At 41.7% G+C, this 24,096-nt stretch carries 23 protein-coding genes and 2 pseudogenes; 23 read left to right on the top strand and 2 right to left on the bottom strand.

Annotated elements, in window-relative coordinates; translation table 11 throughout:
* Position 1: 1 nt before the first annotated feature.
* The 6 genes and pseudogenes from M028_RS0127185 to M028_RS34000 all read left to right on the top strand — a co-directional run bounded on the left by M028_RS0127185 (position 2) and on the right by M028_RS34000 (position 6,684).
* Positions 2-2,596 carry a polynucleotide kinase-phosphatase gene (locus tag M028_RS0127185; protein WP_442852807.1) on the top strand — a complete coding sequence of 865 codons (2,595 nt, stop codon included), beginning with the start codon at positions 2-4 and terminating at the stop codon, positions 2,594-2,596.
* A 117-nt stretch (positions 2,597-2,713) separates the two neighbouring features.
* Positions 2,714-3,988, top strand: coding sequence for a LysM peptidoglycan-binding domain-containing protein (locus M028_RS0127180; protein WP_026576662.1), 1,275 nt, complete (start codon positions 2,714-2,716; stop codon positions 3,986-3,988).
* A gap of 69 nt (positions 3,989-4,057) precedes the next feature.
* Positions 4,058-5,533, top strand: coding sequence for a D-alanyl-D-alanine carboxypeptidase/D-alanyl-D-alanine endopeptidase (gene dacB, locus M028_RS0127175; protein ID WP_026576661.1), 1,476 nt, complete (start codon positions 4,058-4,060; stop codon positions 5,531-5,533).
* A 149-nt stretch (positions 5,534-5,682) separates the two neighbouring features.
* Positions 5,683-5,766 (top strand): annotated as a pseudogene (locus M028_RS33170) (zinc-binding dehydrogenase); the annotation flags it as partial.
* An 83-nt stretch (positions 5,767-5,849) separates the two neighbouring features.
* Positions 5,850-6,278, top strand: coding sequence for a TIM barrel protein (locus M028_RS34005; RefSeq protein WP_331280344.1), 429 nt, complete (start codon positions 5,850-5,852; stop codon positions 6,276-6,278).
* 40 nt (positions 6,279-6,318) lie between these two features.
* Complete coding sequence (locus M028_RS34000; protein ID WP_331280343.1) at positions 6,319-6,684, top strand: TIM barrel protein; 366 nt, start codon at positions 6,319-6,321, stop codon at positions 6,682-6,684.
* A 493-nt stretch (positions 6,685-7,177) separates the two neighbouring features.
* Here M028_RS34000 and M028_RS0127165 read toward each other — a convergent pair whose 3' ends face one another.
* A complete protein-coding gene (locus M028_RS0127165) occupies positions 7,178-7,732 on the bottom strand; it encodes a GNAT family N-acetyltransferase (RefSeq protein WP_035424914.1) in 555 nt (184 codons plus the stop codon).
* A 75-nt stretch (positions 7,733-7,807) separates the two neighbouring features.
* Between M028_RS0127165 and M028_RS0127160 the strand changes: the two genes are divergently transcribed.
* Both M028_RS0127160 and M028_RS0127155 read left to right on the top strand, forming a co-directional pair.
* Positions 7,808-8,527 carry an NAD-dependent deacylase gene (locus M028_RS0127160; RefSeq protein ID WP_231510904.1) on the top strand — a complete coding sequence of 240 codons (720 nt, stop codon included), beginning with the start codon at positions 7,808-7,810 and terminating at the stop codon, positions 8,525-8,527.
* A gap of 109 nt (positions 8,528-8,636) precedes the next feature.
* Positions 8,637-9,527: a GNAT family N-acetyltransferase gene (locus M028_RS0127155; protein WP_155925857.1), complete on the top strand. Its 891-nt coding sequence runs from the start codon at positions 8,637-8,639 to the stop codon at positions 9,525-9,527.
* 42 nt (positions 9,528-9,569) lie between these two features.
* On the opposite strand, the gene M028_RS0127150 is transcribed toward M028_RS0127155, so the two are convergent.
* Entirely contained in the window at positions 9,570-10,367 is a 798-nt protein-coding gene (locus tag M028_RS0127150; protein WP_026576657.1) for a GNAT family N-acetyltransferase, read from the bottom strand.
* 142 nt (positions 10,368-10,509) lie between these two features.
* Here M028_RS0127150 and M028_RS0127145 point away from each other — a divergent pair, with 142 nt between their 5' ends.
* The 15 genes and pseudogenes from M028_RS0127145 to mdh all read left to right on the top strand — a co-directional run bounded on the left by M028_RS0127145 (position 10,510) and on the right by mdh (position 24,094).
* Positions 10,510-11,730 carry a M20 metallopeptidase family protein gene (locus tag M028_RS0127145; protein WP_051591277.1) on the top strand — a complete coding sequence of 407 codons (1,221 nt, stop codon included), beginning with the start codon at positions 10,510-10,512 and terminating at the stop codon, positions 11,728-11,730.
* A gap of 168 nt (positions 11,731-11,898) precedes the next feature.
* A complete protein-coding gene (locus M028_RS0127140; RefSeq protein ID WP_026576655.1) occupies positions 11,899-13,332 on the top strand; it encodes a sensor histidine kinase in 1,434 nt (477 codons plus the stop codon).
* A gap of 3 nt (positions 13,333-13,335) precedes the next feature.
* Positions 13,336-13,908 carry an ANTAR domain-containing response regulator gene (locus M028_RS0127135; RefSeq protein WP_026576654.1) on the top strand — a complete coding sequence of 191 codons (573 nt, stop codon included), beginning with the start codon at positions 13,336-13,338 and terminating at the stop codon, positions 13,906-13,908.
* 107 nt (positions 13,909-14,015) lie between these two features.
* Positions 14,016-14,357, top strand: a complete 342-nt coding sequence (eutS, locus tag M028_RS0127130) for an ethanolamine utilization microcompartment protein EutS (protein WP_026576653.1) — start codon at positions 14,016-14,018, stop codon at positions 14,355-14,357.
* Between the two features lie 147 nt (positions 14,358-14,504).
* Positions 14,505-15,005 (top strand): EutP/PduV family microcompartment system protein, encoded by a 501-nt coding sequence (locus tag M028_RS0127125; protein ID WP_026576652.1) that lies wholly within the window; start codon positions 14,505-14,507, stop codon positions 15,003-15,005.
* Positions 15,006-15,141: 136 nt separating this feature from the next.
* A complete protein-coding gene (locus M028_RS0127120) occupies positions 15,142-16,587 on the top strand; it encodes an ethanolamine ammonia-lyase reactivating factor EutA (protein WP_026576651.1) in 1,446 nt (481 codons plus the stop codon).
* An 18-nt stretch (positions 16,588-16,605) separates the two neighbouring features.
* Entirely contained in the window at positions 16,606-17,970 is a 1,365-nt protein-coding gene (locus tag M028_RS0127115; RefSeq protein WP_026576650.1) for an ethanolamine ammonia-lyase subunit EutB, read from the top strand.
* 12 nt (positions 17,971-17,982) lie between these two features.
* Positions 17,983-18,951, top strand: a complete 969-nt coding sequence (gene eutC / locus M028_RS0127110) for an ethanolamine ammonia-lyase subunit EutC (RefSeq protein ID WP_026576649.1) — start codon at positions 17,983-17,985, stop codon at positions 18,949-18,951.
* A 3-nt stretch (positions 18,952-18,954) separates the two neighbouring features.
* On the top strand, positions 18,955-19,608 hold the full coding sequence (gene eutL, locus M028_RS0127105; RefSeq protein ID WP_026576648.1) for an ethanolamine utilization microcompartment protein EutL: 654 nt from the start codon (positions 18,955-18,957) through the stop codon (positions 19,606-19,608).
* A 164-nt stretch (positions 19,609-19,772) separates the two neighbouring features.
* A complete protein-coding gene (locus M028_RS31175; protein ID WP_051591276.1) occupies positions 19,773-21,296 on the top strand; it encodes an aldehyde dehydrogenase family protein in 1,524 nt (507 codons plus the stop codon).
* A gap of 15 nt (positions 21,297-21,311) precedes the next feature.
* On the top strand, positions 21,312-21,605 hold the full coding sequence (locus tag M028_RS0127095) for a BMC domain-containing protein (RefSeq protein ID WP_026576647.1): 294 nt from the start codon (positions 21,312-21,314) through the stop codon (positions 21,603-21,605).
* Positions 21,606-21,624: 19 nt separating this feature from the next.
* Positions 21,625-22,254, top strand: a pseudogene (locus tag M028_RS0127090) (phosphate propanoyltransferase); the annotation flags it as partial.
* A 238-nt stretch (positions 22,255-22,492) separates the two neighbouring features.
* Entirely contained in the window at positions 22,493-22,768 is a 276-nt protein-coding gene (locus tag M028_RS0127085; protein ID WP_026576645.1) for a EutN/CcmL family microcompartment protein, read from the top strand.
* A gap of 1 nt (position 22,769) precedes the next feature.
* Positions 22,770-23,123, top strand: coding sequence for a BMC domain-containing protein (locus M028_RS0127080; RefSeq protein ID WP_026576644.1), 354 nt, complete (start codon positions 22,770-22,772; stop codon positions 23,121-23,123).
* A gap of 26 nt (positions 23,124-23,149) precedes the next feature.
* A complete protein-coding gene (gene mdh / locus M028_RS0127075; RefSeq protein ID WP_026576643.1) occupies positions 23,150-24,094 on the top strand; it encodes a malate dehydrogenase in 945 nt (314 codons plus the stop codon).
* Positions 24,095-24,096: the final 2 nt, after the last annotated feature.

The raw sequence follows: 24,096 nt of genomic DNA, 5'->3' as shown, positions 1-24,096 counted from the left end.
AATGAGGACTATTCATTTGCCCCATGCAGGGATTGTGTTATTTATCGGACCTTCTAATTCGGGAAAAACAACGGTTTTAAACCGATTAATTGCGGAAAAAGTAATTCTCCCCTCTGAAGTCGTGAGTTCGGATCAGTTCCGCGTTCTTGTTAGTGATGTTGAATTTATCACTTGGAATGATCGGCCAAGGGATGAGGCGGATGCATTATATGATGAATACAACCAAATTTCTAAAGAGGCATTTCAGGCAATGGATTTTTTAATTGAAAAACGCTGCCGTCTCAATAAATTAACTCTGATTGATGCCACGCACTTACGGGTGGAAGATCGCGAGCGATACCTGGAAATTGCAAAAAAACACCATGTCCCAGCCGCAGCTATCGTGTTGAACGTTCCAGAAAAAAAGCTGCTGGAAAGGGATGAAGAAAGGGAATTCCCTCGCGGTCGGAAAAGAATTAAACAGCAGTTTCAACAGTTCCAAAAAACACTTCGTTCCATAAAAAAAGAAGGCTTTCAACGTTATTTTATTTTAAATGAAGAAGAAATTCGGGATCTAGAAATACATCGTTTAGAAAACCTAATGGTAATCGATGTGGGAAATGGAATAGATATAATCGGCGACATTCATGGTTGTTATGACGAGTCTATTGAATTACTGGGGGAGCTTGGATACGCGGAAAACCAACAAGGTTATTATGTTCATCCAGATGGGCGAAAAATTCTTTCGTTAGGGGATATTATGAGCCGCGGACCTCGTTCCATTGACACCTTGCAATTTTTCCAAAAGCATGTTGAAGCAGGGCTGGCTTACATGATCGACAGTAATCATGGCTGGAAAATAGCCCGCTGGTTAGATGGCCGTCAAGTAACGCTTGCTCATGGGGATGAGAAGGTTGAAGCAGAGTTTGAAAACTATGAAAAACGATTTGGAAAAGAAGCATCGGATACTTTTAAGAAACAATTAAAGGAAATGCTTTTGGAGGCAAAATCGCATTATATCATCCAGAAAAATGGCGTAAATGTCGCTGTTGCCGTCCATGCTGGGATTAAAGATTACTATATTGGCAAGCAATCCCAGAGGATTTCTGATTTTTGCCGTTATGGAGATACGGATGGCCTTAATGAAAACGGGAAGCCGGTGCGAAAGGATTGGACGCTTTATCATAAATCAAGTGAGCTAATTCTTTGGGGGCATGACCCGAAACCGCAGCCCTTGCAAATCAACAATACCTTGAATATTGACCAGGGGGTTGTATTTGGCGGCAGGTTAACGGCATTTCGCTATCCCGAAAAGGATTTGGTTTCAGTGAAAGCGAAGCAAGATTATGCCAATGTCCCTGACAATCCTTTAAAGGAATGGGAGAGCAAAAGGCTTGCCCCGCCGAATATCCGTAAATTTATTGATGGATTTGCTGTTTCGACAGAGCAAAACAGGCATATTGCGATTGCGGCCGATGGAGTCAAGTCTGCTTTAGATGATCTTTCTCATTTTACTGTACCGATTGAGGAAATCCCTTATATTCCGCCAACGATGAGCCCAACGCCAAAGCCATCAAGATTAGAGGGATATTTAGAGCATCCATTGGAAGCATTTGAGTATTACCAAGCAAACGGAATCGATAAAATGGTCGTCGAGAAAAAACATATGGGCAGCCGTGGCATTTTGTTTCTTTTTAAAAACAAACAAGTAGCAAAAGAGTATGTGGGCAGGGAAACATTGGGGACCATTTATACCCGGACAGGACGGCCATTTTTTCAAAAAGATTTAGGCGAACGGATTTTGGAGATGCTTAATAGCGACTTAGGAGGGTATTTTGAAAAACACAACACTGATTTTGTTCTGCTTGATGCTGAAATTCTCCCGTGGAATTTGAAGGCGAAGGAATTGATTCTTAATCAATATGCGCATGTTGGGGAAATGGCGTTGCTGGATCGGAAGAAGATAAAGCAGATGCTTGAAAAGGCGATTGAAAACGGTAAAGGTGTGACGGAGTGGCTGCAGGAAACGAAGGTAGAGCTTGTGGAAGCGGAGATATTTAATGAAGTCTATCAAAACTATTGCTGGGAAACAGAAGGGATAGAGGGAATTCAAATTGCTCCATTCCATACCCTTGCTCATAGCAATCAATCGTTTTTCGACCAACCGCATGTGTGGCACATGGAAAAGAATCGTGAGTTTAGCCGACTTTCTTCCTTATTCATAGAAACGGAATATCGGGTGGTATCGGATGAGGCTTCGATGGAGGCGGCGATCAAGTGGTGGGAGGAAATGACGGAAAATGGTCATGAAGGTTTTGTGGTGAAACCTGAAAACTTTGTGGCCCGCTATAAAGGAAAACTCCTCCAGCCGGCCATTAAAGTAAGAGGACGCAAGTATTTGCATATTATTTACGGGATAGATTATTTAAAGCCTGAAAATCTGGTGAGGTTAAAACAAAGAAATGCTGGGAAAAAGCAGCGTAATGCCTTGAAGGAATTCTGCCTGGGACTTGAAGCGGTTCAAAGGTTTGTCCAGCGGGAGTCATTGGAAAGAGTACATGAATGTGTGCTGGGCGTATTGGCGCTCGAGGCGGAGCCAATCGATCCGCGGTTATAAATAGGGAAATACGTAGTTCTATTTTCCTTTATATAGCTAAAATTTCTCACCCTCTCTAGTATATTAGCCAATCATCTCCATAAGATGGTTAAAAGGATACAGAAAAGGTGTGATGATATGGCGGTACATGTGGTTCGTAAAGGAGAGAATTTGTGGGGGATATCCACGATGTATGGGATACCCCTGCAAACCGTTGCCCATGTAAATGGTTTAACTTCTACAACATCCCTCGTACCCGGCCTTGCCCTTTATATTCCTGATAAAATACTGCCCATTCGCTATTACCGTATAAAAGCTGGGGATCATATTTGGCAATTAGCAAATCAATTTAATACGAGTACCGCTGCGATTCTAGCAGCCAATCAGGGTATTAGCCCAAATCGGCTAGTTATCGGTCAAATCATTGCAATTCCATCACCGATAAAAATGGAAATAGCAACCCTTGGCTTTATTGTTCCGTCTGCAATAGGAGATATTCTTTCCACACTTGATACATTGGCTAACCAACTAACCTATTTGGCAGTCGTTGCCTATTCCTTTACGGAAGAAGGCTTTGCTTTTAATGAGATTGAGGATTCGAACATCGTAGCAAAATGCAATCAATTAAACATTACCCCTTTATTGATGATCCGAAATTATACGAAAGGTGACTTTAGTGCTGAGCTGGCAGGAAAGGTGTTAGAAAATCCAGTTTATCGGCAGAATTTAATTGCAAGCATTGTTCACTTAACCATTCAAAGAGGTTTTGGCGGGGTGAGTATCGATCTTGAATTTATTCCTCCACCAAGACGTCAGGACTTCAATAAATTTCTAACGGATTTAAAAACGGCATTAGGCAATCTGATTCTTCATGTGAATGTTCATGCCAAGACAGCTGATATTCCGACGAATCGCATTATTGGTGCTTATGATTATAAGGCGATTGGAAATGCAGCAGACATTGTCGCTGTGATGACCATTGATTACGGGTATCCAACAGGGCCGCCTGATCCGATTGCTCCTATTACTTGGATGGAGCAAGTCGTCCGTTATTCATTAACGCAAATCAATCCGCGTAAATTGCAGATCGCTCTGCCTCTTTATGGGTATGACAAAATTGCTATAACCCATTTAACCCATGCTTTATCTGTTCTTGCCGCTCAAAACCAAGCGATTGCAACAGGACAACAAATTCAGTTTGACAATACCGCGAAATCGCCATGGTATCGTTATTGGAAAAATCACGAGGAGCATGTGGTCTGGTTTGAGGATATTCGGAGCTATATGGAAAAATATAAATTAATGGACGTGTATCTGCTTTTAGGAACTACTTTTTGGCAATTAAGCCTGCCTGCTCCGCAAAATTGGGAATATCTTAATCAAAATATATCGGTTGTAAAAAATATCATTTGATTAGTTTGACAAATTTTTTTCGAAAACTTTTGGACAAACTTTAAAGAAAAAAGGTGGTTTGAAAAAGGCTTGAATAAAAGTTTAAAAAATTATCTATTTATTTTTTTGCTTTTCATTGCTGCGATAGTACCATACATACACCAAACCCCGATTCATGCCAAAGCCTCTACAGTTCTGGACCAAAAACTAAATCTTCTTCTTATGAAGGAACCCGATTTACAAGGCGCAATTGCTGGAATTAGTGTGCGGTCAGCATCAACTGGACAAATCATCTATGACCATATGGGTGACACCCGTCTCCGAGTAGCTTCAAATATGAAATTGTTGACTGCAGCTGCGGCACTAAATGCTTTGGGGGAAAATTACCGCTTTCGTACAGAGGTGCTGACAAAAGGCAGGATAAAAGGAAAAACCTTGTATGGCAGCCTGTATTTAAAAGGAAAGGGCGACCCAACCCTATTAAAAGCGGATCTTGATCATATGGCGAAGCAGCTTAAACTGAGGGGGATTGTTAAAGTAAAGGGTAACCTGATTGGGGATGATTCCTATTTTGATCATGTCCGATATTCAACCGATTTACCTTGGTCGGATGAAACCACCTACTATGGTGCTCAAATTTCCGCTTTAACCGTTTCCCCGGATAAAGATTATGATGCAGGAACGATTATTGTACGTGTTAAGCCGGGCAGCAAAAAGGGGTTGAAACCAACTGTATCGATGTCACCGAAAACGAGCTTTGTAAAAATAGTCAATCAAGCGGTAACAGGGTCAACTGATGCTAAAAAAGAGCTTAAAATAGAGCGGGGACACGGAAATAATATCATCACGATTTCTGGAACCATTCCGCAGAATAGTAAAAATGAACGGGAGTGGGTCGGTGTATGGGAACCAACGAACTATACGCTTGCACTATTTAAACAATCCCTCTCCGAGCATGGCATTAAATTAACTGGAAAAATTACAACAGGGAAAACGCCTAAAGATGCAATAGAGAGAGTCAGTCATTCCTCGATGCCGCTTTCAAAGCTGCTCGTTCCCTTTATGAAGTTAAGTAATAATGGCCATGCTGAGGTTTTGACAAAGGAAATGGGCCGAGTCATGAAAGGTGAGGGAAGCTGGGAAAAAGGGCTTGAAGTCATTCAGAATGAGCTCCCGAATTTTGGGGTCAACCCGCAAACCATGCTGCTCAGGGATGGGTCTGGTATATCCCATGTGAATTTAATACCAGCAAACCAAATTTCACAATTGCTATATTCTGTCCAACACAAATCTTGGTTTCCATTTTTCCTGAATTCACTTCCGGTCGCGGGTGAAAGTGAAAAAATGGTAGGGGGATCCCTGAGGTACCGTTTGAAGACCCCGTTAACAAAAGGTAAGGTTTGGGCTAAAACAGGTACGATTAGCACAGTTACTTCCTTATCAGGATACGTACAAACAAAAAGAGGAGAAAAGTTGATTTTTTCCATTTTGTTGAATAATTTGTTGGATGAGAAAAAAGGGAAGAAGATTGAGGACAGGATTGTTGAGGTATTGGCGAGTTCTTAAAAGGTGAGGAAATTTATTAAGGGGTTCCTTCTCCTAGCGTAAAACCTGAAGTGCCCTCGAAAATGCGACCAAAGTTTAAATCTTTTTACTTTTCACACTACTTACCTTTAAGATGTTACTTAGAGATATTTTCTTATTTTTAGGTAAAAACGTTTGATGAGGTCTCAGAAGCCCATGAGTACATGGAGTCAGGAAAGGCTATAGGAAAAGTTGTTTTGAAAAATAGTTGGTAATCTTATTGGGGATATTGCGGTCCAAGAATAAAATTTGGAAATTAGTAAACTCTATTTTCAAATAAAGGATTGGGCGGGGTTTTATGAAATTCGGTTGTCATATCAGCATTAAAAATGGATATCTAGGAGCGGCTAAACGGGCGGTTGCATATGGTGCATCCGCTTTTCAATATTTTCCGAAAAACCCGAGAAGTCTATCGGTAAAAGATTTTGATTTGGAAGATGCGGTCAGCTGTAAAAGTTTTTGCGAAGAGCATGGGCTAATTTCCGTTGCCCATACACCCTATCCTACAAGTCTTACGCCAACGGAAGATAAACGGGAATTAACGATTGCCTCGTTGTTAAATGATTTGGAGATTGCCAACACATGTGGATCGGTAGGGGTGGTTGTACATTTTGGCAGCCAGATCAGCAAAACAGATCCACTGGCCAGCTATCACCTAATGCTCGATATGTTAAATTCGGTTCTTAGTCAGTGGGAGAGGGACTTGTCTGGTTTTATTAGAAAATAATGCGGGGACGAAAGGGGCCCTTGGCACCACATTTGAAGAATTGGTCCAAGTTAGGAATTTATGTGAATATCCAGAGAAAATCGGTTTTGGTCTCGATACCTGTCATGCTTTTGCAAGTGGACTCTGGAACGGTGAAAATGCTGAGGATTTGTTTGCAAAAGGGCAAGAATTGGGCTATTGGGAAGAGTTGAAAATCATACATTTGAATAACTCGAAATATCCAACCGGTTCAAAGAAAGACCGTCACGCTAATATTTTTGGCCCTGGTTATATTAACGAAGAGCAATTTGAGAACTTCATACCTTCGAGACTTTTAAAAGAGATTCCTTTTATTTTAGAAACACCGGATGATGAGGGAATTAGCCATAAAGAAGAGATTGAGATGCTTAAGCAAAAATGGGGGTGACTCTATGCTATCGAATTGATTATATTTAATTAGGTGTAGATATTCTTTAGAAATGTGTTATTATCGGTCTAAAATATTATGTTAAATAATGGATATAGATGATATACTCAAAGTGATATATGTGGTCTTAGTGACCGAAGAAGCAAAAAATCTGGTTCAGCGGTCACCGAAGACCAATCTCGATGCCCGAAAGAAGCAAAATCCGGTGTCCATGGTAACCGAAGCGCGGTCTCGATGCCCGGAAGAGCAAAAATATGATGTCCGTGGTAACCGAAGACCAATCTCGATGCCCGAAAGAAGCAAAATCCGGTGTCCATGGTAATCGAAGAGCGGTCTTGATGCCCGGAAGAGCAAAAATATGATGTCCAAGGTAACCGAAGACCAATCTCGATACCCGAAAGAAGAAAAATCCGGTGTCCAAGGTAACCGAAGGCGAGCCTCAGTTCCCGACAAAATACGAAATCCAGAAAATGGGTCACTGAGCCCGTGCAAACTATGCCTTTATTAGAAATTCTTCTTTTAAAATCGCATACATTTTTAAATCCCAATGCTTCTCTTTAATAAACATAGCTTTTTTCATGATGCCTTCAAAAGACATGCCTGTTTTTTCCATGACTCGAGCAGATCCAATGTTTTGAACAAAACATCTTGCTTGGATCCGCACCAAATCCATTTCTTCATAGCCATATTGAATTATTCTCTTTGCAGCCTCCGTGATGATGCCCTTTCCCCAATAATTTGGTGAAAGAACATAGCCAATTTCCGCTACCTTATGATGATGCTGCCAGGAAACAAAGTCAATTGATCCAATCATTTTTCCCGTTTCTTTGTATTCAATTCCCCACGGCGCAATTTTCTTTTGCTCATACTGATTTAAAGCAAAATCAACAAACACTTGTGAGTCGGCTAACGACCGGTGTGTATTCCATGTAACATATTTGGTTACCTCTTCAATGGAACCATAAGAAAAGATGTCGTCCAGATCTTCCTGCGTTACTTTTCTAAGAATGAGACGTTCTGTTTCTAAAACAGGTAACTCAAAATCCATAAAAACCACCTTCTTAATGTTAGTTATTTCCATTATATAGGAAACTTGTAAAATATAAAGTAAGGGGGAGCGAAAATGGATGAAAAAATTCAAATTTTAAAACAATGGCTGGAGGAATCGAATTATACCGTTATATTTTCAGGGGCAGGCATGTCCACGGAGAGCGGACTACCTGATTTTCACTTCGCTTCATCCGGTTTATGGAAAGATCAAAATCCTATGAGATTAGTCAGCACTGATGCGATGCAAAATAATCGCTATGAGTTTATTGAATTTTATCAAAATCGGATTGAAAATATTGATAAATATAAGCACAATATCGGGCATGATGTTCTAGCCCAATGGGAACGGGAAGGGAAACTTAATGCGATTATTACCCAAAATGTGGATGGATTTCATCAGTCAGCAGGCAGTAAAAATGTTGTCGAATTACATGGCAGCTTAAGAACCTGTCATTGTTCAGAGTGCCGAGATATTTTTCCAATTGCGAGATTTATGGAGCAAAATTTATCCTGTGAATGTGGTGGATTCATCCGCCCATCTATTGTCCTGTTTGGCGAAAGGTTGCCAGAAGCATCTTTATTACAAGCAGCACGGGAAACAAAGAAAGCGGAGCTGTTTATTGTTCTCGGTTCCTCCTTAAATGTCTCACCGGCAAACTTTTTTCCACAAGAAGCAAAAGAGAATGAGGCAAAAATCGTCATTATCAATATGGAGCCAACGGGAATGGATGATGTAGCTGATTTGATGATTCATCACCGGAAAATTGGCGAGGTATTAAAGGAATTAACCTAATAGATTTTTGCAAATAGGCGAAACCACCTTTCTCATAGAAATCTATTATGGTAATACTAAATATTCAGGTAAAATGCAAAATGGAAGATTGGGGGTCTTATAGATGCAAATGTCAAACGAACAAACGAGTTTTATAGTAGACAATTCGAAAATAAGATATCAAAGATGTTCTGAGGTAAAGGATCATTTTATACACCAAGCTTTTCAAGGTGGTTTTTCGGATTATATAATAAAAATGGAAATTTCAGAGCCGGATTTTATCCATCGCTTTTTTGGTCCTGAAGGCAATGCAAGAGAGACTTCCTTCATCGCTTTTTATGAACAACAGCCTGTTGGAGTAATATTGGGCGGCATTAAAAATTATGAAACGATTAAAACGATGAGATGTGGAACATTAGCACTTCACCCTGAATTTAGGGGTCATGGCATCAGCCAAAAGCTATTTGAACTTCATAAAGAAGAGGCGGTTAAACAAGGCTGTAAGCAGCTTTTTCTTGAAGTAATCGTTGGGAATGACCGAGCGATTCATTTTTATAAAAAATTAGGCTACGAAAAAATCTATGATATTGTTTATTACTCAAATCAGAATTTATCGGGGCTAAAAATGGCAGAAACAAAATCAGAAGCCATCATAATAAGTTTGGATTTTAATGATTTTCAAACACATATTCAAAAATGGACCTACCATATTAACTGGCAGAATGATATCGATTTCTTAGAAAAATTGACCCATAACCATTATTTTGCGGCCTATTTAAACGAAGAATTAGTTGGATGTCTATCCATCATTTCGAACGGCGGGATAAGTTTTTTAATGGTGGATAAAAATGTAAGAGGTCAGGGCATTGCAACACAGCTTTTGCAAACCGCCTGTAAAAATCTCCAATTATCTAAAATGACTACTGGGTTTCCAAACAATAGTTTACTTGAAGGTTTTTATAAAAAGCATGGTTTTCAAAAAGGAAACCTAGCACAATATGAAATGTATCTGATCCTTTAATAAGGAAAAGCATTGGTTTTCAAGCAACCAATGCTTTTTTCATTAAGTAAATAAATATTGTCTCATTTCCCCATACTTTATAAATCCTAGCTTCTCGTAAAGCCGCAGCCCGGCTGGTGTTGCATGGAGAATCGCTGTATGATATCCATCATGTTTCGCTTTGAAGAGTAACGCTGTCATAATATCCATACCGATGCCTTTTCCTTGGAAGTCCAGTAAGGTGGCTACATTGTAGATTCCTGCTATTCCATTACGGTAATAAAGCGTTGCAGTCGAAACTACTGTGTCATCTACATAACCAACAAAATTGACGATATTGGGATCTTCTTTATGGATTAATTCACCAATCGGCTCAAGAAATTGCTTTGGAATACCGAATGAAGTGCAGGCACATTGAGAGAAATTTACTGCATCTCTTTTCATACCGATTGTTTGTATCGTTAGTTCAGGAAGAGGTTGTGTGAGTGGTTGAAAGGAGTCCAAGTTGATTGCCATCAAGATTGTACCAGGAATTTGCTGGGCGCCATTTTCGAGCAATACTGACCCGATTTCATCTGGTTCATCATGGTCCCAGATGCGCCAAAGAAAAGGGATCTGTTGACTCTTGTAATCGTTTACAATTGAATCTACAAATCCATGAACATCCTGATCAACCTTTGTTTTTAAAATATTGTTAAATAAAGGGTGTTTAATTGGCGATTTAATTCGAAAACAATTTTCGTCTTCGATTACTTGAAGTGCATCGGATAAACCTCCCCAGGTATGCATAAGTCCAATCATATTATCTTGTGTTGCTTTAATTACTTCAGGAACGGTTAAATTATTCAAGGAAAAATTCATACACATACCCCCTTTTTTCTCATCCTATGGATATGTTTCATGTCCATCTTTAGAACCAACTGAAAAAAAAGTATTTGGAAAATATGAAATTTTAGTAGATAATATTATATATAAAATATTATATATAGGAGTGATGATTATCATGAATTTTTTTGAAGAAGCAAAAAGATATGAAGAACAAATTATTAAGGATCGCCGTCATTTACACCAATATCCTGAACTCGGATTTGATCTTCCAAACACTCAAAATTATATTCGTGAACGGTTGAACGAAATGGGGATTGAAAATAAACCATGTGGTGTGGTACCAGCAGATATTACTAAAAAATATGCGAAAGCAGGATTTGGTGAACAGTTCGAATGTACAGGTGTAGTTGCGACTATTGGTAAAGGTGAACCATGTATTCTCCTCCGTGCAGATATGGATGCCTTGCCGATTGAGGAAGAATATGAATCTGAATTTAAATCTAAAATTCCAGGTAAAATGCATGCTTGCGGCCATGATTCCCATACAGCTATGTTGTTAGGCGCTGCACAACTATTGAAAGATCATGAAGATAAATTACAAGGAACAGTTAAATTAATGTTTCAACCCGGTGAGGAGTGGGGTTATGGGTCTAAGTTAATGATTGAAGATGGACTCTTGGAAAATCCAAAAGTTGATGCAGCTTTTGCTATTCACATCATGCCTGACCAGGAAGCCGGCACATTATCTGTCCATAAAGGAACCATATCACAAGCAATGGATACGTATATTATTGAGGTTCAAGGTAATGGTGGTCACAGTTCACAACCACATAAAACCATCGATGCCAATATGATCATGAATCAATTGTATACAAGTTTAAATTTATTATTCACGCGCGAAGTGGACCCAAGTTCAAGTGTTACTTTTTCGATCGGTGCGATGAGCGGAGGAACCGTTACGAATGTTATCCCGGACAAGGCTGTTTTACAAGGGAATATGCGCAGCTATGACCAACAGTCAAGAGATCATTTATGCGGCCGAATTCCAGAGATGATAGATCATGTTGTTAAAGCATGGCGAGGTAATTATACTATCGTTGATTTCCATACACCTACGACCTATAATGATCCGAATTTTGTAGATGAAATTATGCCGGCATTAGAAGAAATTGTCGGGGTGGATTATGTAACGGATTTAGGAACATTGGGAGGATCTGAAGATTTTTCACATATTTCTCAGGCAGTTCCTTCCGCATTTGTTGTTTTAGGTACGGGTAAAGAGGGAGAAGCACCTGTTCACAATCCGCGCATGCATCAAAAGGAAGAGATATTTAAATATGGTGCCGCATTACATGCAAATGTTGCAATGGAATGGTTGAAAGCGCAGCGTAAATAGAATTGGTTTTATTCGTATTTTAACATCACAATTTTCTTAAATGACGTCCTGAGTTAAATTGGGGCGTCATTTGTTATTTTTGAAACATTTCCTTAAAAAACAGAAGATTGACACTAATAAAAATGCCCGATACAATATTTTTATATATTAGAAGATTGGGGCTAAGACATGCTTAAAACTGAGATAAACACCGTTGCAACCTTATGTCAGCTTCATACAGACCTAGCAGATGAAGAGATCCGAAAGATTCAAGAAGTGGTTCAAAACCTACAGTTAATTGCGGACCTGAATCAAGCAAATGTATTTATCGACTGTCAAACGCGGGAAAAAAAGCATGCGATTGTCGTGGCTGAGGCGGCACCTTCAACGGCTAAATCGGTCTATAAAAATCCGGTTGTCGGTAAATTTGCTTATGAAACGTTTGAACCCGCTGTTTTTTATGCCTTTCGAACAGGAAAGCCGCTTTTTCTCAATCATGCCTTTACACAAGAAGGTAAAAAAGTTGAACAAAGTGTGGTTCCTATTATAGGTGTACATAACCGGGTTATTGGCACGTTGATTATGGAGAAGGACAATAGCGATAAGCTTCAAAATCAAAATAAACTGAAAGCGCTAACAGAAGCAAATGAGACACTCAGTGAACTATTATTGGGAATGGCCGAAAACCGACCGTTTATTCCGGAAGTCATTGAGGAGTCTTTATTCATAATTGACCAAGATTTACGGATTCAATATTCGAATCCTGCGGCGATGAACCTTGTGTTAGAAATGTGTTCGATGGAGTGTAAGAGCGGAAATTTTTTTACCACTTTTTTTCCAAACTTAGAAGAAATCTGTCTGCGTTCAGATGAACTTGTGATTCAAGAAGTGACGATTCAGAATAAAGTCTTTCAAATGAAAAAAATTGCGCTCGTGCAAAATGAACAAAACAGCGGCTCCTTCATTATTTTTCGCGATTTAACAGAGCTGCGTGAAAAGGAGCGCGAGCTTACCGTCAAAACGGTGGCGATCCGCGAAATTCACCATCGCGTGAAAAATAACCTGCAAACAGTCGCAAGTCTACTGCGCCTGCAGATGAGAAGGGGAATTCCTGAGGAGAGCAAGGTGCACTTCGTTGAAAGCCTCAACAGAATTTTAAGTATTGCTTCTGTGTATGAAATCATTTTATCTAACTCGCAAAACCAGGACGATGTGGAGATTGTCAGTTTAATAGAGAAAATCGGCAATATGCTGGTCTTTAGTGATGATCATGAAGGAAAAACGATTATGATTGATTATTCAGGACCGAAGCTTTATATCAAATCAAATCTAGCAGTTTCGGTTGCCCTTGTCATCAATGAATTGATCCAAAATTGTGTGAAGCATGCTTTTACGGAGAGGAATGAAGGCCAAATTCATGTCGTGATCGAGGAAGAGGCTTCAGCCATAAGGGTTCTGGTAAAAGATAATGGAATTGGCTATACCTCCACCATGAAACCATCTTTAGGGCTTGATATTGTCAAGATGATGATTGAACATGATTTATCGGGACATTTTAGGATCGAGGGAACGAGTGAAGGCACAGTTGCGACTGTCGAATTTCCCTTTACGAGGGAGGTTTAAGGAATGAAAAAGCGAATTATGGTAGTAGAAGATGAATCCATCGTCCGTTTGGATGTTTCGCTAATGTTAAAGGATGCCGGCTATGAAGTTGTTGCCGAAGCGGCTGATGGAGAAAAGGCCATTGAATTAGCTTATTCACTAAAGCCCGACTTAATCATCATGGATATTAAGATGCCAAAGTTGAATGGTTTGAAGGCGAGCGAGATTATTTCGAATAAATTCAATATCCCGATTTTGCTGTTAACGGCCTATAGTCAAAAGGAATACATTGAGAAAGCGAAGAAGGCCAATATTTTAGGGTATTTGGTAAAACCAATCTCGGAGGCAAATCTGATTCCAGCGGTTGAAATTGCCTTGATGCAGGCTGAAAATGCAAACTTTTACAAAGAAAAAGTAGAAGAAATGAATCGAGAGCTGAAAAATCGCAAGCTAGTAGAAAAAGCAAAAGGAATTTTAATGAAACAATTGAATTTACCGGAAGAAACGGCTTACAATAAGATGAGAGACCTCAGCATGAAAAAACAGCTGCCTATGGAAAAAGTGGCAAAGTACATTATTTTGAAATACCCAAGCTAGTTTACAAGTGAATAGATCAAGCAATGGTGCTTAGTAGGGTTTATTTTTGAAAAAAAATAAATTCTATTAGGCATTTTCTTTTTTTAGGAAATGGAGAGGTGATTGTTGTGAGTGAAGAGAAAAAGCGGTTTATACAGGAGTTTGTCCCAGGGAAGCAGGTAACGTTAAGCCATATTATTGCGAATCCAGACCCGGATATGTTTGAAAAATTGGGGATTCAAGAGGCTGGTGCTCTTGGAATTTTAACATTGACACCAAGTGAGACGGTAATCATTGCCGGGGATTTGGCGACGAAATCAGCAAATGTTAAGTTAGGATTTTTGGACCGGTTTACCGGAAGTCTGGTAATTGTCGGCAATGTTTCTGAGGTAGAAATGGCGATGGCTGAAATCAACCGGTTTCTGGCGGATACACTAATGTATACGCCGGCAAAGATCACAAAGTCGTAGATTTGTTGATCTATTCTTAAAAGTGTTGATATCCTTTAAATTTTTGTTGATATCCGTTCAAAAAGTGTCGATATCGGGTGATTTTGTGTTGATATCCGATGAAAAAGCGTCGATATCGCAAAACTTCTCAGGAAAGGAGGCCATCAAATGGCTAAAAAGAACCGAGCGATGCTCATCGGCTCCGTTGGTGCGGGAAAATCGACATTAACCAACGCATTACTTGGCAGGAAAGTGCCTGCTGTCAAAACGCAGTCGCTAATCTATTATGATTGGATTGTTGACACTCCGGGAGAATACAGTGAAAATCCATTCTACTATAAAAATATTATGTCAACTGCACTGGAGGTTACCCATGTCCTCTATTTGCAAGATGCCACCAAGAAAAAAATGGTATTTCCGCCTGGTTTTAGTACAGGGATCAATAAAATCCCGATCGGAATCGTTACAAAAAGTGATTCAGACCAAGCAGATGTGGAACTCGCCATTTCTTTATTAAAAAAGGTAATCGTGAACAAGGGACCCATCATTATTACCTCTTCGGTTAAAAATGAAGGAATCGAAGAGATTCGAAAGCTGGTAACCTTAAATTCATTACAAGAAATGAAACAGTATCTAGAAGAAAATCCATCTCCGTTTATAATTTTTTAAATGAAAGCCTTTACAGTATCCAGAAAATAATTTATATTATGAATAACAAATGAATTTAACGGCAATGGCGCCTCTTTTAAACTATCTAAATTGGGATAGTTTACAAGGGGCGCTTTTTGTTTTTGGGGAGATGGGAATGAACTATAAAGGCCCACAGAAAGAAGAAATGATCAGTGCCGGAATTGATATTGGGACCAGTACAACGAAGCTGGTAATCAGCCGGTTCACCTTAATGAATATGGCCGGCGGGGCTCATGTACCGCGGATTGAAATCATTGATAAACAGGTCATTCACCGCAGTCCGATTTACCGGACACCGCTGAGGACGCCAACCACCATTGATATTGAAAAAATTGAAGACCTTGTCAAAGTGGAATATCAGAAAGCAGGAATTGAACCGAAGGATATCCAAACGGGGGCTGTGATCATCACAGGTGAAACAGCCACGAAGTCTAATGCCGAAGTAATGCTCCATCAATTATCAGACCATGCCGGGGAATTTCTAGTGGCAACGGCAGGGCCGGACTTAGAAGGAATAATTGCCGCAAAAGGCTCGGGCGCCTATGAATATTCCAAAGAAACGGGAAAGGTTATTGCCAATATCGATATCGGCGGTGGGACTGCAAATGTTGCGGTCTATAAATCAGGAAGGCTTTGTGGAACCTGTACACTTCATATCGGCGGCAGATTGATTGAATTTAAGGATAACAAAATTCAAAGTATCTCTCCTCCAGTTAAAGATCTGCTTCAACGATGGGGAGCAAGAATGGAAGTGGGGCAAAGCCCTAATCCAATCGAAATAAAAAAGATTACCGATTTCATGGCCGAGGTAATTGCAAGAATGTTAAAAAGGGCACTCACCCCTGTAGACCACGCATTATTACTGGGGCATGAACCAAACTGGGCAGAAGACATTGAGGCCATCATGTTTTCAGGCGGGATCAGTGAATGTATTTATCAGCGCGAGAACGGTTTCGGACAGACAGCACAATATGATGACATCGGGCTGATGCTGGCAGCTTCCTTAATGGAGAGTACCAGTTTATCAGAATGGACTTGGGTTATGCCGCAGGAAACAGTCCGGGCCACGGTGCTCGGCGCCGGAATGCAAACGACGGAAATCAGCGGCGCGACCATCGAGGCCGATAACGGAAAATTACCATTAAAAAATTTACCGGTTTATCAGGTCCGATTTGAAGCTGATTTTAAAATCGAAATGAACCAATTTTCTAAACGAATTGAAGAAGCAATTGAACTCTATGATTCTCAGCGGGATGGGCAGAATTTTGCGGTTTATTTTTCAGAGCTGCCTTATCTAAGGTTCCGTGAAATCGATGAATTTGCTGACACGATCCTCACGGCGATGAAACAAAAACCGAATCCGGCACAGCCGCTGGTCCTAGTTCTTGACCGCGACTATGCCAAGGTTCTTGGGCAAACGCTGAAGCGGAAGGATTCATCACAATCCGTCATCTGTATTGATCAAATCAAAGTTGAAAATGGGGACTATTTGGATATTGGCCAAGTGCTCGAAACCGATGTTGTTCCTGTCATCATAAAAACACTAACATTCCAGAAATGACGAAAGGGGGACTTTTTTGTGAGATTAAAAACCACCTACTTAGGTACTGTCTATCAATTTTCCTCACTAAAGGATTTATTTGCAAAAGCAAATGAAGAAAAATCCGGCGACCGCTTAGCGGGGATTGCGGCTGAAACCGTTCAAGAAAGAATTGCAGCTAAGCAAGTATTGAGCTATTTAATGCTTCAGGATATCAGAGAAAATCCGTTGCTATCCGCTGAAGAGGATGAGGTTTCTAGGATAATCGAAGGGCAAATAAACGAACCAATCTATCAATCCATCAAAAATTGGTCCGTTTCCGAGCTTCGTGAATATATCCTGAACGATACGACCACTGGGGAAGATTTGAAACGCCTCAGCAGAGGGTTGAATAGTGAAATGATCGCGGCCGTGGCAAAAATCATGTCAAACCTTGACTTAGTCCATGCAGCCAATAAAATTGAGATTTTATCTAAATGTAATATCACCATCGGTCAAAAAGGCGTTTTGGCATCAAGACTGCAGCCGAACCATCCGACGGATAATGTTGAGGGCATGATGGCCTCAATGAAAGAAGGTCTTGCTTATGGAATCGGTGATGCGGTAATCGGGATTAACCCGGTGGATGATTCCGTGGAAAGTGTAAAACGACTATTGCATGCTACGCACGACTTCATCCAAAAATGGGAAATCCCAACACAGAACTGTGTACTCGCCCATGTGACTGCACAAATGAAAGCAGTCCAACAAGGGGCACCGGCAGATATGATTTTCCAAAGTATTGCCGGAACAGAAGCAGCCAATCGTTCCTTCGGGATCACCGCTTCGCTGTTAGAGGAAGCAAATGAAATGGCTAAGGTGTATGGAACCGGAACCGGCCCGCAACGCCTCTATTTTGAAACAGGTCAAGGCTCGGAATTATCCGCAGAAGCCCATTATGATATTGACCAAATGACCTTGGAATCGCGGAATTACGGCTTTGCCCGTTACTATGACCCGTATATCGTCAATACGGTAGTCGGCTTTATCGGACCTGAGTATTTGTACAACAACAAGCAGGTCATTCGAGCCGGGCTTGAGGATCATTTTATGGGAAAAATGCATGGCATCCCAATGGGCGTCGATATTTGCTACACGAACCATATTAAGGCAGATCAAAATGACATCGAGGATCTTGGAGTCCTGCTGACAGCGGCTGGGGTGAATTTTATCATCGCTGCTCCAATGGGGGATGATTGTATGCTGAATTACCAGTCCTTAAGTTATCACGATGTGGCGACATTAAGACAGACGCTGAATAAACGGCCAGCACCACAATTCGAAGCCTGGCTAGAGAAAATGGGGATTTTTGAAAACGGGAAATTAAGTAAATATGCAGGAGATCCAACGATTTTTTCGCGATAGGAGGTGTAGGAAATGAATCCTGAGTTAGTGGAACAAATCACGAAAATGGTGGTTGAAAAATTGCAGACAAAGGCTGCGGTTGGCAGTGAGTTAACGGTGGAAGAGGTTCGTACAAAGGTAACCAATGAGCCACCGGCAAGTGTTGAAGTAAAGTTTTGGAATCACCGATCAAATAATGTTGAAGAGAATTGCAACAAGGATTGTACCGAGTCTGAGCCGGAAAAGGAAATAGCAGTAGAACCAAAGCCTCCGGTTGGACTTGAAAATCCTTTTAACAAAGAGGAGCTGGATCTTCTCATTAGCAAAACGCCAGCGAGAATTGGGGTTGGCCGCGCGGGCTTAAGACCTAAAACGGATACGTGGCTGAAATTCCGCTTTGACCATGCAGCAGCGGTTGATGCGGTCTATGGCGATGTCGATCCAAAAATCTTGGAAAGCCTGTCCTTATTCAAGGTCAATACAAAGGTTGCTGACAAAGAGGTATATGTCCGTCGACCTGACTTTGGCCGCAAGCTTTCGGATGAGGCCAAACAATTAATCAACGAAAAATGTAAAAAGTCACCGACAGTGCAAGTCATTGTATCTGATGGCTTGAGTTCAAAAGCGGTTGAGGAAAATGTAGAGGATGTCTATCTCTCTTTGAATCAATCACTTCAAAGCTTAGGACTGGATGTTGGTACACCATTTTTTATCGAAAAGGGCCGGGTCGCGGCGATGGATGATGTCGGGGAGCTGCTCAAACCGAAGGTAATTGTTTATCTAATTGGTGAGCGACCAGGGCTGGTAAGTGCGGAGTCATTAAGTGCGTATTTATGCTACGAACCACGCCAGGGCACGATTGAAGCCGACCGAATGGTTATTTCCAATATTCATAAGGGCGGCATCCCGCCGGTTGAGGCAGGTGCTTATATCGGAACGGTTGTTCAAAAAATCTTAAAATATGAAGCTAGCGGGGTATCGCTGGTCAATAAGGAGGGGTAAAAAGTGGCTTTAGAACGAATTCATGCAGAAATTTTAGCTGTCCGGATTATCCCAAATGTTGACCCTGCCTTAGCTGCACAGTTCCAGTTAAAACCGCATCAACGGAGTTTAGCGATTTTTACCTCAACCATTGATGATGTCGGCTATACCGCTCTCGATGAAGCAACCAAACGGGCGGACGTTGATGTCGTCTATGCACGGTCTTTCTACGCAGGATCCGGGCATGCCTCAGGGCCATTGTCCGGAGAGATGATTGGCGTGTTAGCCGGACCGAGTCCGGATGAAGTGAAAAGCGGTATTGACGCGGTTATCCAGACCGCAGAAAATGATGCCTATTTTGAAGCATTAAATGATGAAAAAAGCCATGCACTTTATGCTCATGTCGTGGCAAGAACGGGTACTTATTTATCGGCTGAGGCTGGGATTAATCAAGGGGAGGCACTTGCCTATTTGATTGCCCCGCCGCTTGAAGCCGTGTATGGAATTGATGCCGCGTTAAAGGCAGCGGATGTGGAACTGGTTAAGTTTTTCGGGCCTCCTTCGGAAACAAACTTTGGTGGCGGGCTATTGACGGGTTCGCAGTCAGCATGCCAGGCGGCAGCCGATGCATTTCGCGATGTGATTATCGAGATTGCGAGAAATCCACGGCAGTACTGACGATTCGCAAATAAACAGCTTCAATCCGCAAATAAAACTAGTAGATTCGCAAATAAACAGCTACAATCCGCAAATAAAACTAGTAGATTCGCAAATAAACTTAGATCTTTTTAAAAAACATTAATTTTTATAGTAGAAAAACAAAAAAGAAAGGAGTGTCCCTGGTGCAATTTGATAAAGATCTTCAATCCATCCAGGAAATGCGGGATGCACTTCAAAAAGCAAAAGAAGCACAGCAAAAATACATGGCGTATTCCCAAGAACAAGTCGATAAAATCGTTAAACAGGTCGCTGAAGCTGCTGCCGCAAAATCACTTGAACTAGCCCAGATGGCTGTAGAAGAAACCGGAATGGGTGTTGTTGAACATAAAAAAATGAAAAATGACGTGGGTTCGCTTGCAGTCTATGAATCCATCAAAAATGAAAAAACAGTTGGAATCATCCACGAGGACCGCACAAAGAAAATCGTGGAGGTTGCCTATCCTTTTGGAGTCATTGCCGGGATCATTCCCACTACGAACCCAACGTCGAGTGCGATTTTTAAAGCATTAATTGCTTTAAAAACAAGAAATGGAATCGTCTTTAGTCCACATCCACGTGCCGTTAAATGTTCGGTCACTGCATTAAAAATTTGTTTAGAGGCAGCGGTTGAAGCGGGGGCTCCGGACGGAATTATCGGCTGGATCTCAAAACCGACGATGGCGGCCACCACCGAATTAATGCACCATCGCGATATTGATTTAATCCTAGCCACCGGCGGCAAAGACTTAGTCCGTGCTGCTTACAGTTCAGGCAAGCCAGCCTACGGTGTAGGTCCTGGAAACGTTCCGGTCTATATTGAAAAAACAGCCAATATCCAAAAGTCGGTCAAAATGATTGTCGAGAGTAAAACCTTCGATTATGGCACAATTTGCGCCACGGAACAGGCGATTGTTGTTGACCGGAATGTGAAAGAAATGGCTGTGAGAGAGTTCAAAAAGAACGGTGCTTACTTTTTAAATGAGCAGGAAAAAGTACTTTTAGAAAAGGTGATCTCGCCGTTTCCAGGAAAGCTCAATCCGGATATCGTTGGGCAAAGCGCAGTCAAGATTGCGGAACTTGCTGGAATTTCGGTTCCGGCCAATACATCGATCTTAATTGCGGAAGAAACACGGGTTGGGAAGGATGTCCCTTTTTCCATCGAAAAATTGTCACCAATCTTCCCAATTTATACAGCAGAAAGCTATGATAACGCGAAAGAGCTTTGTGTGAAAATCTTAAATTTAGGCGGCATGGGGCATAGCTTATCGCTCCACACCAATGATGACAAGGTGGCACGTGAGTTTGCGTTGGAAATGCCGGTATCCCGTCTAATGGTCAATACACTTTCGTCCATTGGTGCGGTTGGTGCAACCACCGAATTGATGCCATCGCTGACACTTGGCTGCGGTTCGTTTGGCGGAAATATTACTTCTGATAATTTAACGGCCCGCCATTTAATCAATATCAAGAGAATGGCCTATGGAACGAAGGAAGTAAACGTTCCGAAGCCGACCAGCCAAAATTCTGGTCCACAATGGGGCGCAAGTAATCAGGTTGACGAGATCGTGAATCAGGTATTAAGCCAGGCGACATTAACGGGTCCAGTTGACCCAAAAGTGATTTCTGAAATGGTAAACCAAGTATTAAAAAAATATCAAATGAACTAATAGGAGGAATTTAAAATGGCTAGAGAATTAACAGCATTAGGAATGGTAGAAACAAAAGGTTTGGTAGCATCAGTGGAAGCAGCCGACGCAATGGTGAAGGCAGCAAACGTCCATTTAATCGGGAAAGTACATGTAGGCGGCGGACTTGTAACCGTTCTTGTTCGCGGTGATGTAGGTGCAGTAAAAGCGGCAACCGAAGCAGGTGCGGCAGCAGCAGAACGTGTCGGCGAGCTTTTATCTGTCCATGTGATCCCACGTCCACACAATGAATTGGAAAGCATTTTACCAAAATTAGATGTTGAAGTGTAAGAAGTAAGGAGTGGGTTTGATGAATGAACAAGCCATCCGAACGATTGTTGAAGAAGTCATCCAGCAATTGTTAAAAAAGGACTCAAGACCGAATACGATCCCAATGGCTGTTTCTGCCCGCCACTGTCATTTAAGTCAAACTGATTTAGAGATGCTTTTTGGTAAAGGGTATGAATTAACGAAAAAAGCGGATTTGTCGCAGCCAGGTCAATTTGCGGCAAATGAAACGGTGGTCATTGTCGGACCAAGAGGAAGCATTGAAAAAGTGCGCATCCTTGGTCCGGCCCGTTCCTTGACCCAGGTTGAGGTCAGTAAAACGGATGCGGTAAAGCTTGGAGTGAACGCGCCGATCAGGGAATCGGGTAATATTGCGGGCTCCGCTCCGATTACGCTGGTAGGGCCGAAAGGAAGTATTTTTAAAAATGAAGGACTGATCATAGCCCAGGCTCATATCCACATGCATTCCGATGATGCAGCGCATTTCGGGGTGGAAAATGGGGAATATGTTCGAATCAGAACAGAGGGTGAGCGCCCGGTTTCGTTTGAAAAAGTACTTATTCGGGTGTCGCCGAGATACAGGCTTGAGATGCATATTGATACCGATGAAGCCAATGCGGGTCTGATTCGTAGTGGTCAAACAGGTATTCTTGTTAAAGATGGAGAGAAGTCGGTTAGCACCCAACCCACTTTGAAAGAACCAGTTCAACCGCAGGAACCAGAGGCTGTTATTTTTCAAAAAAATCTCTTAACGAAAAGAGATGTGCAAGCTTGTAAGAGTAATTCAATTTCAGTTCGGAAAGGCACGATTGTAACCCCATTAGCACGGGATGCCGCAAGAGAGTTGAAAAAATCTATCCGGGTTATGGACTAAGTTAGGGGATGATTTTTTGCAAGTAGGAACGGTGATTGGAAATGTATGGGCGACCAGAAAGGAAGACAACCTGACAGGATTAAAATATTTGTTTGTCCAGCCGGAGCTTCCAACCGGGGCACCGATCCTTTCACCGTTTATTGCGGTGGACCGGATTGGCGCAGGTGTCGGGGATAAGGTGATGGTCACAACGGGAAGTGCTGCGGCAAATATTATCGGGGATCAGAAGCTCCCGATTGATGCTGTGATTATCGGAATAATTGATTCGATTGATGTAGAAGGAGGTGCGTAATATGTCAAAAGCATTAGGAATGATTGAAACCAGAGGTCTGATTGCTTCGATTGTCGCAGCCGATGCGATGGTTAAAGCTGCTGATGTCACTTTAATTAAAAAGGAAAAAGTAGATGCGGGACTCGTTTCGATTTTAGTAGAAGGGGATGTCGGGGCTGTTCAGGCAGCAGTTGATGCCGGAAAGTATGCGGCGCAAAGTGTCGGAGTGCTGGTCACCGCACATGTCATCCCGCGTCCTGATGAGGAAGTGGGGCAAATGCTCGCAAAGGCGCCGAAGAAGGCGGAGGAAAAGCCGAAGCCTGCAAAAAGGGGTCAAAAAGCGAAACAGGAAGAGCCTCCAGCAAAATCTGAATAAATTTTTGAAGGAAAGGAGGAAAAAAGATGGCATTTAGACGTAAAAAAATTGCAGTCATAGGTGCCGGTTTTACCGGTGCAACGGCTGCACTGATGCTGGCCCAAAAGGAATTAGGGGATGTTGTGATCGTTGATATCCCAGCCCAAAGCGATCCTACTAAAGGGAAAGCCCTTGATATGCTCGAAGCAAGTCCGATTCAAGGCTTTAACGCAAACATTACGGGTACCTCGGATTATGCGGATATTCAGGATGCTGATATGGTGTTAATTACTGCCGGCCTGCCGCGAAAACCGGGGATGAGCCGCGACGATTTGGTTTCCACCAATGCCAAAATTATCGAGCAAGTCTCGGAAAATATTAAAAAATATGCGCCAAATAGCTATATTATCGTGTTAAGTAATCCGGTCGACGCAATGACCTATGTTTGTTATAAAACCACCGGGTTTCCGAAAAACCGTGTCATCGGTCAGTCCGGTGTCTTGGATACAGCCCGCTTTAACACCTTTGTTGCTCAGGAATTGAATGTGTCGGTGGAAGATATTTCGGGCTTTGTTCTTGGCGGACATGGGGATGATATGGTCCCATTGGTTCGGTTCTCCTATGCCGGGGGAATTCCGCTGGATAAAATTCTTCCGCCCCATCGCATCGAAGCGATTGTGGAAAGAACGCGCAAAGGCGGGGGCGAGATTGTTAGTTTACTAGGCCAAGGAAGCGCTTACTATGCACCTGCCGCTTCGATGGTGCAAATGGCTGAAGCGATTTTAAAGGATAAAAAGCGAATTTTACCGTGTATTGCTTATTTAGAAGGGGAATATGGCTATAAGGATCTATATCTAGGTGTTCCTACCGTTCTTGGCGGAGATGGGATTGAAACAGTGATTGAAATTGCTTTGACACCGGAGGAAAAAGCAGCCCTTGATCAATCTGCTCAATCCGTTCAGAATGTAATGTCGGTCTTAAAGTCACTTTAATT

Origin of the sequence: Bacillus sp. UNC438CL73TsuS30 (genome assembly GCF_000482325.1) — a bacterium.
In the GTDB taxonomy this organism is placed as follows: Bacteria; Bacillota; Bacilli; order Bacillales; family Cytobacillaceae; genus Neobacillus.
Note: the sequence above shows the minus strand (reverse complement) of the source record. Positions and strands in the feature narration are given on the sequence as shown.

What these genes read in the sequence shown, in the direction of transcription:
- M028_RS0127165 (WP_035424914.1), bottom strand. Translation starts at nt 7,732, where the DNA reads ATGGATTTTGAGTTACCTGTTTTAGAAACAGAACGTCTCATTCTTAGA.
- M028_RS34005 (WP_331280344.1), top strand. Translation starts at nt 5,850, where the DNA reads ATGAAATTCGGTTGTCATATCAGCATTAAAAATGGATATCTAGGAGCG.
- M028_RS0127080 (WP_026576644.1), top strand. Translation starts at nt 22,770, where the DNA reads ATGTCAAAAGCATTAGGAATGATTGAAACCAGAGGTCTGATTGCTTCG.
- M028_RS0127140 (WP_026576655.1), top strand. Translation starts at nt 11,899, where the DNA reads ATGCTTAAAACTGAGATAAACACCGTTGCAACCTTATGTCAGCTTCAT.
- mdh (WP_026576643.1), top strand. Translation starts at nt 23,150, where the DNA reads ATGGCATTTAGACGTAAAAAAATTGCAGTCATAGGTGCCGGTTTTACC.
- M028_RS0127180 (WP_026576662.1), top strand. Translation starts at nt 2,714, where the DNA reads ATGGCGGTACATGTGGTTCGTAAAGGAGAGAATTTGTGGGGGATATCC.
- M028_RS0127120 (WP_026576651.1), top strand. Translation starts at nt 15,142, where the DNA reads ATGAACTATAAAGGCCCACAGAAAGAAGAAATGATCAGTGCCGGAATT.
- M028_RS0127160 (WP_231510904.1), top strand. Translation starts at nt 7,808, where the DNA reads ATGGATGAAAAAATTCAAATTTTAAAACAATGGCTGGAGGAATCGAAT.
- M028_RS0127135 (WP_026576654.1), top strand. Translation starts at nt 13,336, where the DNA reads ATGAAAAAGCGAATTATGGTAGTAGAAGATGAATCCATCGTCCGTTTG.
- M028_RS0127150 (WP_026576657.1), bottom strand. Translation starts at nt 10,367, where the DNA reads ATGAATTTTTCCTTGAATAATTTAACCGTTCCTGAAGTAATTAAAGCA.
- M028_RS0127145 (WP_051591277.1), top strand. Translation starts at nt 10,510, where the DNA reads ATGAATTTTTTTGAAGAAGCAAAAAGATATGAAGAACAAATTATTAAG.
- M028_RS0127095 (WP_026576647.1), top strand. Translation starts at nt 21,312, where the DNA reads ATGGCTAGAGAATTAACAGCATTAGGAATGGTAGAAACAAAAGGTTTG.
- M028_RS0127155 (WP_155925857.1), top strand. Translation starts at nt 8,637, where the DNA reads ATGTCAAACGAACAAACGAGTTTTATAGTAGACAATTCGAAAATAAGA.
- eutC (WP_026576649.1), top strand. Translation starts at nt 17,983, where the DNA reads ATGAATCCTGAGTTAGTGGAACAAATCACGAAAATGGTGGTTGAAAAA.
- M028_RS0127185 (WP_442852807.1), top strand. Translation starts at nt 2, where the DNA reads ATGAGGACTATTCATTTGCCCCATGCAGGGATTGTGTTATTTATCGGA.
- M028_RS0127125 (WP_026576652.1), top strand. Translation starts at nt 14,505, where the DNA reads ATGGCTAAAAAGAACCGAGCGATGCTCATCGGCTCCGTTGGTGCGGGA.